The 15099-nt window shown below is 61.4% G+C and carries 12 protein-coding genes; 9 read left to right on the top strand and 3 right to left on the bottom strand.

Annotated features, from left to right (window positions below; genetic code table 11):
* Positions 1–14 precede the first annotated feature (14 nt).
* The 5 genes from ftsE to GX515_11895 all read left to right on the top strand — a co-directional run bounded on the left by ftsE (position 15) and on the right by GX515_11895 (position 5809).
* Positions 15–725 carry a cell division ATP-binding protein FtsE gene (ftsE, locus tag GX515_11915; protein ID HHY33700.1) on the top strand — a complete coding sequence of 237 codons (711 nt, stop codon included), beginning with the start codon at positions 15–17 and terminating at the stop codon, positions 723–725.
* Positions 691–1569, top strand: coding sequence for an ABC transporter permease (locus tag GX515_11910; GenBank protein HHY33699.1), 879 nt, complete (start codon positions 691–693; stop codon positions 1567–1569). The genes ftsE and GX515_11910 overlap by 35 nt, the downstream gene beginning before the upstream one ends.
* A 106-nt stretch (positions 1570–1675) precedes the next feature.
* On the top strand, positions 1676–2881 hold the full coding sequence (locus tag GX515_11905; GenBank protein HHY33698.1) for a peptidoglycan DD-metalloendopeptidase family protein: 1206 nt from the start codon (positions 1676–1678) through the stop codon (positions 2879–2881).
* 155 nt (positions 2882–3036) lie between these two features.
* Positions 3037–4392, top strand: a complete 1356-nt coding sequence (locus GX515_11900; protein ID HHY33697.1) for a S41 family peptidase — start codon at positions 3037–3039, stop codon at positions 4390–4392.
* Between the two features lie 121 nt (positions 4393–4513).
* Positions 4514–5809, top strand: a complete 1296-nt coding sequence (locus tag GX515_11895; protein HHY33696.1) for a PDZ domain-containing protein — start codon at positions 4514–4516, stop codon at positions 5807–5809.
* A gap of 55 nt (positions 5810–5864) precedes the next feature.
* Here the strand turns inward: GX515_11895 and uvrC are convergent, their stop codons facing one another.
* From uvrC to uvrB, 3 genes are all read right to left on the bottom strand, one after another.
* Positions 5865–7793, bottom strand: a complete 1929-nt coding sequence (gene uvrC, locus GX515_11890; GenBank protein ID HHY33695.1) for an excinuclease ABC subunit UvrC — start codon at positions 7791–7793, stop codon at positions 5865–5867.
* Positions 7790–10630 carry an excinuclease ABC subunit UvrA gene (gene uvrA, locus GX515_11885; protein ID HHY33694.1) on the bottom strand — a complete coding sequence of 947 codons (2841 nt, stop codon included), beginning with the start codon at positions 10628–10630 and terminating at the stop codon, positions 7790–7792. The genes uvrC and uvrA overlap by 4 nt, the downstream gene beginning before the upstream one ends.
* A 62-nt stretch (positions 10631–10692) precedes the next feature.
* Positions 10693–12750, bottom strand: coding sequence for an excinuclease ABC subunit UvrB (uvrB, locus tag GX515_11880; protein ID HHY33693.1), 2058 nt, complete (start codon positions 12748–12750; stop codon positions 10693–10695).
* Positions 12751–13096: 346 nt separating this feature from the next.
* Between uvrB and GX515_11875 the strand changes: the two genes are divergently transcribed.
* The 4 genes from GX515_11875 (at position 13097) to GX515_11860 (ending at position 15046) form a co-directional block, all read left to right on the top strand.
* Positions 13097–13480, top strand: a complete 384-nt coding sequence (locus GX515_11875; GenBank protein ID HHY33692.1) for a DUF2089 domain-containing protein — start codon at positions 13097–13099, stop codon at positions 13478–13480.
* 129 nt (positions 13481–13609) lie between these two features.
* Entirely contained in the window at positions 13610–13987 is a 378-nt protein-coding gene (locus tag GX515_11870) for a hypothetical protein (protein HHY33691.1), read from the top strand.
* Entirely contained in the window at positions 13977–14540 is a 564-nt protein-coding gene (locus GX515_11865; protein ID HHY33690.1) for a hypothetical protein, read from the top strand. The genes GX515_11870 and GX515_11865 overlap by 11 nt, the downstream gene beginning before the upstream one ends.
* Before the next feature lie 146 nt (positions 14541–14686).
* On the top strand, positions 14687–15046 hold the full coding sequence (locus GX515_11860) for a phage holin family protein (GenBank protein ID HHY33689.1): 360 nt from the start codon (positions 14687–14689) through the stop codon (positions 15044–15046).
* Positions 15047–15099: the final 53 nt, after the last annotated feature.

The following is a 15099-nucleotide window of genomic DNA, read 5'->3' as shown; positions in this document are numbered from 1 at the left end:
GGGAAGTGATGACGTTGGTTCGCCTTTACAGCGTGTCGAAGGTCTATCCCAACGGGGCGGTGGGGCTTCTCAACGTCGACACGCACATCCGACAGGGCGAGTTCGTGTTTCTGGTGGGGCCGAGCGGGGCGGGCAAGACCACGTTCATGAGGATTCTCACGAGACAGGTTCTCCCGACTCAGGGCCAGGTGATCGTGGACGGTCGCAATGTCGTACGTATGAAGCCCTCCGAAGTCCCCTACCTTCGTCGTACCGTGAGGATGGTATTTCAAGACTACAAGCTGCTTCCCAATAAGACCGTGTACGAAAACGTGGCCTTTGCGCTCCGCGTCACCGAGGCGAATCCGAGACAGGTTCGTCCGCGAGTGATGGAGTCGCTGGAGCTGGTGGGCCTTGCGGGGAAGGCGCGCGCGTACCCCGGCGAGCTGTCCGGCGGGGAGCAGCAGCGCGTGTCCATTGCCCGGGCCATCGTGGGCGCGCCGACCATCTTGCTTGCGGACGAGCCCACGGGGAATCTCGACCTTGACACGTCATGGGGCATCATGGAGTTGCTCCTCAGGATCAATAAGACGGGCACCACGGTCATCATGGCGACGCACAACAGCTCCATCGTGAACGGCATGATGCGCAGAGTGATCGAACTGGACGGCGGCAAGATCGTGAGGGACGACGAGAGGGGAGCTTACAGGCGTGAGGCTGACCACTATATGGTACTTCCTGGCTGAGGGCTGGCGCTCGGCCAGGCGCAACGTCAGCCTCATATCCCTGGGGACTATCGCGGCGTCTTTGTTTGTGCTGGGAGCGGTCGGGCTCGTCCTCCTGAATCTGAACCACGTGTCCCAGTTGCTGCGGTCGAGGATCGAGATCAGGGCCTTCCTCGAGGACGGGTTGTCAGCTGACCGCATTGCGGCCATCAAAGCTCAGATCCAGGCGACCGACGGTGTGAAACAGGTGACGTTCGTCAGCAAGGATGAGGCGCTGCGCACACTCCGGGCCCAGCTCGGCGAGCGGGCCAGCATCCTCGATGTCGTGGGAGAGAACCCGCTGCCGGACGCGTTCGACGTGAAGGTAGAGGAACCCGACCACACCGTCGAAGTGGCCGCACGGGTCTCGCGAATCTCCGGTGTGGCAAGCGTTAACTACGGGCAAGGCTTCACGGAGAAGCTTCTTGCCACGATGAGGCTCGTGGGCGTGGCAGGGGCGCTGGTCGCCCTCTTGTTCGTGGCCGCGGTCGTTTTCATAGTCGGAAACACCGTTAGGCTTACGATAATCTCGCGGGCACGCGAGATAGAAGTCATGAAGCTGGTGGGCGCCACGGACTGGTTCATCAGATGGCCGTTCCTCGTGGAAGGGATGGTCGTGGGGCTGGTGGGCGCTTCAGTGTCGGGGCTGCTCCTGTTCGTGGGCTATAAGTTCGCGGTCAGGTACCTTGCCGGACTCGCGCCGTTCATCCCAGTCGTCACCGCGCCCGAACCTGTTGCTGCCCTGTGCGTCGCACTCCTGGTTATGGGTGTCATCATGGGGGCTGTGGCCGGAGGCGTGTTTGTCAAGAGATACCTGCGGGTCTGAGCCACATCCAAAAGCGCCGCTCGTCCCGCTCTCGGCCGGCCCGGCCTGTCGCGGCGTGGTTGGCCGAAGTGTAACTGAGGTGGCAAGTTCTGTTGGAGGTGCAGCCGTGAGAACCCCGGCAAGGTTGGCTCATGTCTTGATACCAGCGCTGATGGCTGCCCTCTTCATCATGTCGTCTCTTGTCGTGTCCGGCGCGCCCTCCTCTGAGTTGTCCCGCAAACGCGACCAGCTGGGTGACGTAAACGATCAGCTTCAGGAAACGAAGCGACAGCTTCTCACCGTCAAACAAAAAGAGAAGGGAATCCTGGCCGAGATCCAGAAGGCCGAGATGGAGCTGGAAAAGACGAGGGCGCGACTGAGCTCTCTTGAAAGTCAAGCGAAGCGTCTTGCCCAAGCTGTGGCTCAAGCGGAGCAGGAACTCGCCGCGGCGGAGGATGACCTCGCCGTGGCCAGGAAGCGGCTGGACGAGACGCTTTCCGCGTTGAGAACGAGGCTCAGGGCGATGTACATGTCCGGGCCTGTCGATTATCTGGAGATTCTCTTCTCGGCTACCGACTTCGCCGACTTCGTGACGAGGTTCGAGTACGTGGAGATGCTAGCCGAGCACGACGCCGAATGCCTCGACGAGGTCAAGGCAGACGTTGCGACGATCGAGGCCAAGATGGCCCGGGTCGCCGACAGAAAGGCAAATCTGCAGAAAGAACGCGAGGATCTCGCGCGTGTTCAGGCTCAGGTCAAGGCTCAGGAGAGCCAGCTTGCGGCGAAGGTGCGGGAAAGGGAAGCCATCCTGGCGAGGGTGCAGAAGGAGCGGGCCCAGTACGAACAGGCCCTCAACGAGCTCGAGGAGATGAGCCGCGAACTCGAGCGAGCCATCCGCGAGCTGCAGGCGCGCGAGGCAAGGTCGGGTAAATCCTTGCCGAGATGGACCGGGAAATTCCTCATGCCAGTCAGGGGGCGGATTTCCTCGGATTTCGGTATGCGGTTTCATCCCATACTCGGGACTTCTAGGTTTCATTCCGGCATAGATATAGCTGTGCCATCCGGTACGCCGGTGCTTGCGGCGGCGGACGGTGTTGTGATATATAGCGGATGGGTAAGCGGGTACGGTTACACCGTGATAATCGATCACGGCGGAGGGCTGTCGACGCTCTACGGGCACAATTCTGCGCTTCTCGTGAAGAGTGGCCAATCGGTCATTCAAGGGGACAGGATAGCAAGATCGGGCAGCACGGGGCTCTCAACCGGTCCCCATGTCCATTTCGAGGTCAGGGACAACGGTACCCCGGTTAACCCCTGGCAGTGGTTGAAATGACGGTTACTAGCTTTAAATCATGGCGTGCTGCGAACGGCCACGCGGACGGCGGGCGGTGCGTGCCGTAGGCGATGCAAGCTCGCCGGGGCCGGGTGCCTGGCGCTCTGGCGACACGAGGCTGCTCCACGGCGCACGGAAACTGGTGATGATGCATTATGAGAAGATACGCGCGGGCGGTATATGGTCTCTTGGCAGCGCTGGCGGTCATCGCTGTGCTTGGCCTTTCCGGATGGCTTCACGCGCCCGCCGACTGCGCCGGCCCTCTCTCAGGCGTGTCGGAACGAGAAGTCGCGCAGACGCAGGGGGCGCAGGTACGAACTCAGTCAGAGACAGACGTCCGGGTCCAGGCCGGGCCAGAGGCTGCGAGCCCAAGCGGGAGCACGTCAGGCTCTGGTGAACCGAGCGCTCTGGTAGCCCTCGAGGTGATCAACCTTCTCAAAAACGTTTATGTTTCCCCGATCGACGTTGAAGCCCTTCTGAAGGCGTACGACGAGAGACACAGCATACCCGACATGCTTGCCGTCCTAAACGACCCGTACACGCGCTACATGGATGCTGAGCAGTATCGCACGATGCAAGATGATATGAGGGGCACGTTTGACGGGATCGGGATCACCGTGGGCATCCGGGACGGGCAGCTAATCGTGGTGGCGCCTCTGAAAGGGACTCCCGGCGAACGGGCGGGCCTTCGGTCCATGGACCGGATAATGTTCATCGACGGCAAGCCCACAAAGGACATGGCCCTTGATTACGCGGTGTCCCTCATGAAGGGCAAGAGGGGCACGGAGGTCGTGCTCGGCATCGAACGAGACGAGGGCGGCAAAAGGAGGTCCTTCGACGTGAAGGTCATCAGGGACACCATAAGGGTCCCACATGTGGCCTCCGAGATATTGAAAGACGGCATCGGCTACGTGCAGATCTCATCGTTCTTCGGCGACGACACTATGGATTCCCTCAATCACGAACTGGACTCGCTCGCGCGGCAGGGGATGCGAGGACTCATCCTTGACCTGCGCTACAACCCGGGCGGCTCGTTCCCGCTTGCGATCGAGGTGGCCAGCAGGTTCCTTCCGGCCGGATCCCCGGTAGTGCATGTGGTCGGGAGAGATGGCAGGAAGGTAACATACTACTCGAGCCAGGGCCCGAAGGTCACCGTCCCGGTTGTGGTGCTCGTCAACGAGGCGAGCGCGAGCGCGTCGGAGATCGTGGCTGGCGCCCTGCAAGACATGAAGGTGGCGACCATCGTCGGCGTGACCACGTTCGGGAAAGGTCTTGTCCAGACGATATACCCGCTGTCCGATGGGTCAGCGGTGTCTATCACGACCTCCAGGTACCTCACGGCTGGCGGCAATTCCATCGACAAGAAGGGGATAGTGCCGGACGTCGTGGTGAGCCTGACCAGCTCCGGGGGTGCCCAGGCGAAGTCTGATCAGGAGGCCACACAGGATCTGCAGCTCGACAAGGCCGTCGAGATCCTTGAGGCCAAGCTCGCAGCGCGCAAGGCAGCGTGAGGCAACGTGAGACGACGGAGTTTGCGGGACTTGCAGGATGGCGTACAGGGCGGCGTATAATGGTCTCGAGACGATCTCGGGGCGTGCGACTCGTGCCGTGCGCGCGCAGGGAGTGGCCCGGATGTTTCCCTTCGGTAAGGTCATCTTGACGATTCTCATGTTGATCCCACAGGTGTTGCTCCACCCCGCCTTCTGGATGGTGGTGGTGCTGGTCGCGCTGCAGTACTCGCGCATAGCCAGGATGGAACAGCGCGTGTTCGGCCAGCCGATGGAGTCACCTGCTTCATCGGTTCTCACTTCGCTCCTGCTCGGGGCGGCCGCGGGTTTCGTCGCGAGCTTCATTTTCGTATTTGTGGGGGTCACCGTCACGGGCGCGGGGGTCGCCTTCCTGCTCCCCGTGGCCCTTGTATTGATGCTCATCGACCCGAGGTTTCTCTGCTTTTCGTACGCAGGGGGGATCCTTGCTCTCTCAAACCTGGTTTTTGGTGTTCCGAAAATAGGAATACCAGAGACCATGATCCTCGTGGCCGTGCTGCATTTGATGGAGAGCCTTCTCATCTGGACCACGGGCGACCAGGGCGCGCTGCCTCTTTACATGAAGACGCGGGATGGCAGCGTGGTCGGAGGTTTTCTCCTTCAGAAGTTCTGGCCCATACCGCTTGTGGGTATGATGCTGCTCACGCCGTACTTGAGCGAGATACAGAGCCTGACGCACGGTCTCATAAACATGCCGGATTGGTGGCCGCTCATCAAGCCAGACATAACCGTGCCCGAAGGACGAGAGATGCTCTTCGCGATGTTCGCGCTGCCCGCCGCGCTCGGCTACGGTGATTTCGCCGTCGCGAGGGCGCCCAAGCAGAGGAGCGCCCGCACCGCCGCGAGTCTCATGGTCTTCAGCGTGGTGCTCCTGGCCCTTGCGCTTGCCGCGTCGGTGTATCCATGGATGAGGTGGCTTGCCGCGCTCTTCTCGCCATTGGGACACGAGATGGTCATAGCCGCGGGGAGACGTGCCGAGACGAGGTCGAACGCCATCTATGTGGCTGACCCGCGGGGGCTCAAGGTGCTCGATGTGGTGCCGCGTTCCCCGGCTGCGCGGGTGGGGCTTCGAAGCGGTGACATCATCATATCCGTGAACGGGCAGCCGATCAGGACCGCGGCAGACCTTCTCGACGCCATGAGCGGGTCGCCCCCGTGGTTCTACATAGAAGCCGAGCGGGACCTCACCAATGCGGCGGATCACGCTGGGCACGGCGGCGGGCTTGGCGACCGGAAGACGGTGAGGTTCACTAGGTCCATCTCGGGCCAGGTGGAGAGGTTGGGCATCATCCCCGTGCCAGGTCCGGGGGACCCAGCTCACGTCAGCGTGCCTGTGGCTGGCGTCGACGGGCCCCTTGCAAGGCTCTTCAGGCGGAGATGAGTGCGCGGGTTCGCAGCTCGGAGAGGACGTCAGGCGGGCACGAGCGCGAATCCCCCTATGAGTTCGATGATGGCTGCGACAGCGAATCCAACGCGTCCTTGACCCGCTGGGCGGCTTTGCGAGTCATGCCCGGGACCTTCGCCAGCTCTTCGACGCTCGCCTCACGCATGGCTTGGACCGATCGGAACGCTGTGACGAGGGATCTGAGACGCTTCCTGCCTATTCCTGGGATCTCCTCCAACATCGAGAGGGTGGCGCGTCTTGCGCGAAGTTGGCGGTGATATGACACGGCGAACCTATGGGCTTCGTCCCGCACCCGTTGTAGGAGGAAAAGGGCCTTCGAGTCTCTGGGCAAGGCGATGGGGTCGGGCTTACCCTCCATGAACACGAGCTCGTGCTCTTTTGCGAGCCCCACGGCCGGAATCCTCTCTGCCAAGCCACACTCGCGCAGCGCCTCAAGAGCCGCGTTGAGCTGGCCTTTCCCTCCGTCGATCAACATGAGGTCGGGGAGGTGGTCGCGCATCTCGTGGTCCCCGTGCCGCTCCGCCTGTTGCTGTTGGCGCAGCGCCCTCCGGCAACGCCTTGAAACCACCTCGCGCATCATTGCAAAGTCGTCCTGTCCTCCCACGGTCTTGATCTTGAAGCGCTTGTAGCCAGACTTGAGCGGTCGCCCGCCCTCGAAAACCACCATCGATCCGACGGCATCAGTGCCCTGGATCGTGGAGATATCAAACGCCTCTATCCTGCGCGGCAGCCTCGGAAGCCCGAGCGCGCTTTGGAGTTCGGCGAGAGCACCATCCTCCATGTCCGCGGCGCGTGCGGCTCGCGCGCGAGCCTCCTCCAGCCCTAGCACCGCGTTGTCGTGGACCATGTCCACGAGATGCTTTTTCTCCCCGCGGCGCGGCACGGTGATCTCCACCTTGGAGCCGCGGAGACAGCCGAGCCAAGAAGCGATGGAACCTGCGTCGTCGCCGAGTTCCGACTGCACCACGATCTCCCCCGGCACGAACGTGGCCGTCGGGTAGTACTGCTTGACGAAAGCCGCAAGCATCTCTGCGTCTGGCGTTTCATCGGAATTGGTCATGAAGAATCGCTTTCGGCCCACGAGCTTGCCGCCACGGACGAAGAATATCTCTACGCACGTCTCGGCCTCGCTTTCGTCTCGCGCGAAGCCGATAACGTCGAGGTCTCTGCGGGATCCCAAGACCACTTTCTGCCTTTCCATGACGCGTTCCATCGCGCGTATGCGGTCGCGCAAAGCGGCAGCGGTCTCGAAATCAAGTAGGTCCGACGCTGCTTGCATCTGCCGCTTCATCTCGCGGACAAGCTGGTCCTGCCGTCCTTCTAGGAAGAGGACGATCTGCCTCACGAGCTCCGCATAAGCCTCGCGAGTTATGGCCCCGGCACACGGGGCAAGGCATCTTCCAATGTGGTGATTGAGGCACGGCCGGTCGTGCGAGCCCTCGGACACCTTCTTCGAGCACCCTCGTACCGGGAACAGCCGCCTGAGAAAGGCCAGGGTGCTCCGCATCCCACCGACATCAGGGTATGGTCCGAAGTAGCGCGAGCCGTCCTCTTCGAGCTTGCGCGTGACGATGACCCTTGGAAATGGTTCAGCCAGCGTCACCTTGATGTACGGGTATGTCTTGTCGTCTCTGAGCCGGACGTTGTACCGGGGGCGGTGCCGCTTGATGAGCGTGTTCTCGAGGATCAACGCCTCGACCTCGGAGTCGGTGACGACGTACTCGAAGTCGGCGATGTGTTCGACAAGAACCTGCGTTCGCCTGGGAAGGCTCTCGGGGGACTGAAAATAGGAGCGTACCCTGTTCTTGAGGGAAGACGCCTTCCCGATGTATATGACGCGGCCCGCAGCATCTTTCATGATGTAAACGCCAGGCCTGTCAGGCAGGTTCTTAACCCTCTCGTAGAGGCGTTCCCTCAAGTTCCCTGTGCCGGACCCTATCTCTAGCCCGTGGGCGCTCATATCCCAAGCACCTTCTTAAGAAACTGCCCAGTGTAGGACCGCTCACACCTCGCGACCTCTTCCGGGGTGCCGCATGCTACGACCGTGCCGCCGCGCTCTCCGCCCTCCGGACCGAGATCTATGATGTAGTCCGCCGTTTTGATGACGTCAAGGTTGTGCTCGATCACTATCACCGTATCTCCGGCGTCCACGAGGCGACCCAGCACGTTCAGGAGCTTTTCGATGTCGGCGAAGTGAAGCCCCGTGGTGGGCTCGTCTAGGATGTACAGGGTGCGGCCGTTACTCCGTCTCGCGAGCTCGGTGGCGAGCTTCACCCTCTGTGCCTCTCCACCTGAGAGCGTCGTGGCGGGCTGGCCTAGCTTGATATAGCCGAGCCCGACGTCGTTGAGCGTCTCGAGTTTGCGGCGGATCCTTGGGAGGTTCTTGAAGAACTCCAGCGCCTCATCAACGCGCATGTCAAGCACATCGGCGATGCTCTTGCCCCTGTACTTGATGTCCAACGTCTCCCGGTTGTAGCGCCTGCCCCTGCACACCTCGCACGGGACGTACACGTCGGGCAGGAAGTGCATCTCTATCTTGATGATGCCGTCCCCCTTGCATGCCTCACACCGCCCGCCCTTGACATTGAAGCTGAACCTGCCCGGGCCGTAGCCTCGCACCTTCGCCTCAGGGGTGAGCGCGAAGGTCTCGCGTATGAGGTCGAAAGTCCCGGTGTACGTAGCAGGGTTCGACCTGGGCGTGCGTCCGATCGGGGATTGGTCCACCTCGATAACGCGGTCTAGGTGTTCGATGCCGAGGATGGCGTCATGGGCGCCGGGCTTGACGGCGGCGCGGTTAAGCTCATGGACGAGCCTCCGATGGAGGATCTCGTTTATGAGCGTGCTCTTGCCGGATCCTGAGACGCCCGTGACGCAGACGAATACTCCTAGCGGGATCTCGACGTCGATGTTCTTCAGGTTATGTTCGCGCGCGCCCTTGATTAAGAGGGCCTTTCCGTTCGGCGAACGGCGCCGTGTCGGCACCACGATGCTCCGCTTGCCTGCGAGATACTGCCCTGTGATGGATCTCTCGCAGGCCATGATGTCGTCGATGGTTCCCGAGGCCACGACGTACCCACCCTCTGCGCCAGCCCCCGGGCCTATGTCTATGATGTGGTCCGCCGCCCGAATGGTTTCTTCGTCGTGCTCCACGACGAGCACGGTGTTCCCGAGGTCGCGAAGGCGCTTGAGGGTGTCGATGAGTCGCTTGTTGTCGCGCTGGTGAAGGCCGATGCTCGGCTCGTCCAGTATATAGAGGACGCCGACGAGGCTGGACCCGATCTGCGTCGCTAGCCGGATGCGCTGGGCCTCTCCGCCTGCGAGCGTGCCTGCCGCTCTGTCGAGGGTGAGGTAGTCGAGCCCGACGTCCACGAGGAACCCCAGCCTTTCTCGGATCTCCTTCAGGATCTGCCTCGCTATGGTCGCCTCACGCTCGGTCAGGACGAGCCCGTCGAAGAACTCCCTCGCCTCCGAGCACGACATGGCGGTTACTTCCACTATGGACTTGCCGGCCACCTTGACCGCGAGGCTCTCGGGCTTGAGGCGTGCACCGTGGCATGCCGGACATGGCCTTGCCGTGATGAACTGCTCTATTTCCTCCCGTGCAGCCTCCGAGTGGGCCTCCCTGTACCGGCGCTCAAGGTACGGCACAACGCCTTCGTAATAACTCTCATGCCACACGAGCTCGCCCGCGAAATTGTGGTATTGATACCGAAACCTCTCCCTGCCTGCGCCGTACAACAGGAGCCGCTGGTGTTCACCGGGAAGGCGCCCTATCGGCACGGACGGGTCTATCCCGAACCGCTCACACACGGCCATCACCCGGCGAGCGAAGTAATCGCTGCGAGTGCCCTGCCAGGATCTCTCCCAGGGCACAATGCCGCCCTCCATTATGCTCCTATCAAGGTCGAGGACAAGCTCTGGGTCGATCTCCTCCTTGGTGCCCAGGCCCGCGCACTCTGGGCACGCGCCGTAAGGGCTGTTGAACGAGAACATCCTCGGCGCAAGCTCCTCGAAGCTAACCCCGCAGTCCGGGCAAGCGAACTTCTCACTGAATACGAGGTCTCGGCTGCTTTCGCTTCCCAACACGTTGACCACGGCTATCCCCTCGCCACGTTTCATGGCGAGCTCAAGCGAGTCTGCGAGGCGCGTCTCGACGCCGGGACGAATGATGAGGCGGTCCACAACTATCTCGATGCTGTGGATCTTGTAGCGCTCGAGGGCTATGTCCTCGTCCACCCCGCGTACTTCTCCGTTGACCCGCACACGCACGAAACCTTCCTTGCGGATGTCCTCGATGACCTTCCTGTGCTCCCCCTTCTTTCCCCGGATGACCGGGGCGAGGACTTGCACCCTCGTGCCCTCGCCAAGCGCCATGACCTGGTCAACGATTTGCTGAACCGTCTGCTGGGTGATAGGCTTACCGCATTTCGGACAATGCGGCTTTCCTATTCTCGCGAAAAGAAGCCGCAGATAGTCGTAGATCTCGGTGACCGTTCCCACGGTGGACCTGGGGTTCCGACTTCCGCTCTTCTGGTCTATGGCGATGGCCGGTGACAGCCCCTCGATGTAGTCCACGTCCGGCTTGTCCATCTGTCCCAGGAACTGCCTGGCGTACGCCGAGAGCGACTCTACATAGCGACGCTGGCCTTCAGCGTAGATAGTGTCGAACGCCAGAGAGGACTTGCCCGAGCCCGACAAACCCGTGATGACGACTAGTCTGTCTCTGGGGATTTCGAGATCTATGTTTTTGAGGTTGTGCTGGCGCGCACCTCTCACGACTATCTGCTGCTTTCCCACTTCTGGCTTCCTCCGAAAAAGACACCCTCGCTGCGCACGAGCACCCCACGTGCCTCTGTAGTTCAAGACGCAAACCGGCGGCGAAGGGCGCGAATCCTGTCGCGTAGCTCGGCTGCGCGCTCGAATTCAAGTGCCTGCGCGGCCTTTCGCATCTCGTCCTCCAAGGCGCGGATGAGCGCTGCAAGCTCCTTATCGGACATTCTCTCTGCCGCCTCGAACTCATCCAGGGGCCGACCCTCAGCGGACAAGGCCCCCGTCGGGCTCGCTCGGCGGCCCTTGGCTCCGACCGTCGCCGCAGCTCCATACGTGGGTCTATCCTCAGCGGCCCTCGCGAACTCCGCGATATGATGGACCGCTTTCTTAACAGTCTCGGGGGTTATGCCGTGACGCCTGTTGTACTCGAGCTGTATCCGGCGTCGCCGGTTCGTTTCGTCAATGGCGCGTTTCATGGACTCGGTGATAACGTCAGCGTACATGATGACCTTGCCGTGGACGTTCCGTGCTGCGCGCCCGATCGTTTGGATGAGGGAGGTCTCGGAGCGCAAGTACCCCTCTTTGTCGGCGTCAAGGATCGCCACCAACGACACCTCGGGGAGGTCCAGGCCCTCGCGCAGGAGGTTTATGCCCACGAGGACGTCGAAGTCGCCGAGCCGAAGGTCCCGCAGGATCTCCACGCGCTCCAGGGTGTCGATCTCTGAATGCAGGTATCGCGCCTTCACTCCCATGTCCACCAGGTAGTCCGTGAGATCCTCCGCCATTTTCTTCGTGAGGGTTGTCACGAGCACCCGCTCGCCCGCGTCCACCCGGGAGCGGATCTCAGAGAGCAAGTCGTCTATCTGATTCCTCACCGGACGAACCTCGACCTCGGGGTCGACAAGCCCGGTCGGCCGTATGATCTGCTCCACAACCTGGCTGCTCACGCGGAGCTCGTACGGCCCCGGTGTTGCGGACGCGAAGATCACCTGGTTCACGCGCTGTTCGAACTCCTCGAACGTCAGCGGCCGGTTGTCGAACGCCGACGGCAGCCTGAACCCGTACTCGACCAGGTTCTCCTTCCGCGACCTGTCACCGGCGTACATCGCATGCAACTGTGGCAAGGTCACGTGCGACTCGTCGATTATGACGAGGAAGTCGTCGGGGAAGTAATCCAACAACGTGGCCGGCGGCTCACCCGGCTGCCTTCCCGTGAGGTGGCGGGAGTAATTCTCGATGCCCTGACAATAGCCCACCTCGGCCAGCATCTCCAAGTCATAACGGGTGCGCTGCTCAAGCCTCTGAGCCTCGAGCAGCTTGCCGGCCGCGCGGAGCTCGGCAAGACGGTCTTCGAGCTCCCTCTCTATGCTGACGAGGGCCCTTTTCAGCTTCTCGTCGCTGGTGATGAAATGGGTCGCTGGGAATATCGTTACCGAGGTCGTGTCCCGGACCACCTCGCCGGTGAGCACGTCCACCTCGAGGATGCGGTCGACCTCGTCGCCGAAGAACTCGATTCTCATCGCGTTCTCTCCGTAGGCGGGGATCACCTCCACCACGTCGCCACGGACCCTGAAAGTGCCCCGCGTGAACCCGACGTCGTTACGCGCGTACTGAATGCTCACGAGCTTCCTCAACACGGCATCCCTGTCGACCTCGTCACCCTGCCGAAGCGTCAAGGTGAGGTTTTTGTAGTCCTCGGGGGACCCGAGGCCGTAAATACACGAGACGCTCGCCACGATAATGACGTCGCGCCGTTCAAGGAGAGCGCTGGTCGCAGCGTGCCGGAGCCGGTCTATCTCGTCGTTTATGGACGAATCCTTCTCGATGTATGTGTCGGTCTGCGGGATGTACGCCTCTGGTTGATAATAATCGTAGTAGCTGACAAAATACTCGACGGCGTTCTCCGGGAAAAGCGCTCGAAACTCGCTGCAAAGCTGAGCTGCGAGCGTCTTGTTGTGGGCGATCACCAGCGTTGGCTTTTGGACTTCCTGGATCACCAGGGCATCGGTGAACGTCTTGCCGGTGCCAGTCGCCCCAAGGAGCGTCTGGCAACGATAGCCCGCCCTGATGCCCTCCGCGAGCTCGCGCGCGGCTCTCGGCTGATCTCCCTTAGGCTCTAGATCCGTTCTGAGCTTGAATTCCTTCATTAGCAGCGCGCCGCCTCCTGATGGCGGCTCGTACTGCGCAGGCTGTTCCGTGCCGCCGCCCATCCCACCGTACAATTCTAAGACACCCGTGCCGCAAGTGCAACGCCGCTCGAGTTTCGTGCCAAATGAGTTTGCCCAGCATATAGTTGTTTTCGGTTTGCAGCACGAACATACATTCGATATGTCACCCAGGTTTCCTGCCGAACGAATTGTGATTTCTGCGCGTGCGGCGCAGCAAAAAAGATCTTGGAGACTCGTTGACAGCCGAGCCTGCCGGATTTATGATGTTAATGCCCAACTTAATGAGATTGAGGTGTGACTTGACGATATTGAGGGGTGTGAGACGATGAGACGAAGGGCTCTGGGCAGATGCCCCGTGTGCGGCGAAGCCCTCGACGTGACGAGGCTGTCGTGTCCTAGGTGCGACACGTCCATTGAGGGTCGGTTCGAGACATGCAAGTTCTGCCAGCTCTCCAACGAGCAGAGGGACTTCGTGGAGATCTTCATCAAATCTCGCGGCAACATCAAGGAAGTGGAGAGAGAGCTCGGGGTGTCTTATCCGACCGTGCGCGGTAGGCTTGACGCGGTCATCCAGGCGCTAGGCTACCCCGTGGAACGCGACAAAGATGATGAGGCGCAACTCGAGACGAGGCGCAAGGCGGTCCTGGAATCGCTCGCCAAGGGCGAGATCCGCGCCGACGAGGCGATCAAGCTCCTCAAACAGCGATGACAACGATGACGTTCCGCCGCTTGGCAGCCCAGAGACGGGGAGGGAGAGGAGTGCGTGAAGACCAGAACCAGATGGCGATGAAGAGAAGGAACGCGCCTGCCGGACGCATTTCCGAGTTTGAGGAGGGCGATGAGGGTGATTGACGAGAAGAGGCAGATACTGACGATGGTTCAGGAAGGCAAGATCTCCGTAGATGAAGGGCTCAGGCTCCTCGAAGCCCTCGAGAGCTCGGCGCCAGGGCAGCCCGGCGGGCAAGCTGCGGGAAGGCCTGCCAAGATGCTACGCGTGCGCGTGCTCGACACGGAGGACAACACCAGGGTGAACGTGAATCTCCCGCTCAGTCTCGTGAAAGTGGCGATGAAATTCATCCCGAAGCACGTGGCCGACGAGATCAAGGATCAGGACATCGACCTCGAGGAGATCCTCGCCAGCATCACCGACGCCACGGTCGGCAAGATCGTGGACGTGGACAGCGATACGGCGAAGGTGGAAGTCTATGTCGAGTGAGTTCGGGCGGCAAGTCAAAAGGAGCGAGGTGACCTTCGACAGCGGTTTCTCTTCGCGGCGGAAGGAAACGCAGCTTGGCCGGGTCTGGGAGAGGGCTGCTGGGCTTCGCTTTCCGTCTTTCTTCCTGCTTGCGACACTGAAGCTCCCGGGTTGGAGATGGACGCTCCCCATCATCTTCCCGCTGTTTGTGGTCGAAGATCTCCTGGAATCGGCAGGATGGCTCATGTCGGTGGTCTCTCGCTTGTCCCCCATTTCTTCTGCGGAAACGCGGGCGCACTTGGGAAAGGACGGCGGTTTCTCGGGTGACGGTGGGACGGGAAGTTGCGGGCATCCGGACTCGCCGGCGCGGTGGCCTGGCGGGCGGACGCTCGGGCAGAGACGCAACCAAGAGAGGGAAGGGCGGTTTTCCATCGAATTCTCCATAAGAGACGCAGCCCCGTTGTTGTTCTTTCTTGCGAAGATCGTCAGGGCATTGAGGCTTGAGGGAAGGTTCACGCTGGTCCACGTGGTCGAAGGGGCCAGCGGAACCGAGATCGCGATCCGCCTAGTGTAGCGGGGAGTCGTATGGTCCCGCCGCGAAGCCTGGCGTGCGCCGGCGAGCCAAGACTGGTGCCGCTCCCGATCCTATCACGCTGGGTGAACGCGGTCGAGCTGTCGGGCGAGTCGGTCACGGCGCGTGCCGGAAAGGGGATGAAAACCATGCGTGCAAGGGGTTTTCTTACGAGATGCCTTATAAACGCGATCATACTGCTCCTTATCCCATATGTCATGGGCCCGGCCGTCCAGGTGAGCGGCGTGCTGCCTGCGCTCCTCGGGGCGTTCGTGCTCGGCATCGTCAACGCCCTGATCCGGCCGATCCTTATCATCTTGTCCCTGCCGATCCAGCTGCTCACGCTGGGCCTGTTCACGTTCGTCATCAACGGGTTCATGCTCTGGGTCGTTGCCAGGCTGGTGGGCGGGTTTTACATCGCCGGTTTCTGGCCCGCAGTGTTGGCTTCAATTCTCCTTTCCATCGGCAGCAGCGTGCTGAGCTTTCTCGTGCGTGACAGGGCCCACTAGCCGTGTGCGGGCAAGGGAACCCGGAGGAAGCGAATAGAGAATAGAAAACGGAC

Source organism: Bacillota bacterium (assembly GCA_012842395.1).
In the GTDB taxonomy this organism is placed as follows: Bacteria; Bacillota; SHA-98; order UBA4971; family UBA4971; genus UBA6256.
The sequence above is the reverse complement of the archived record's forward strand: the minus strand, read 5'-3'. Positions and strand labels throughout refer to the sequence as shown.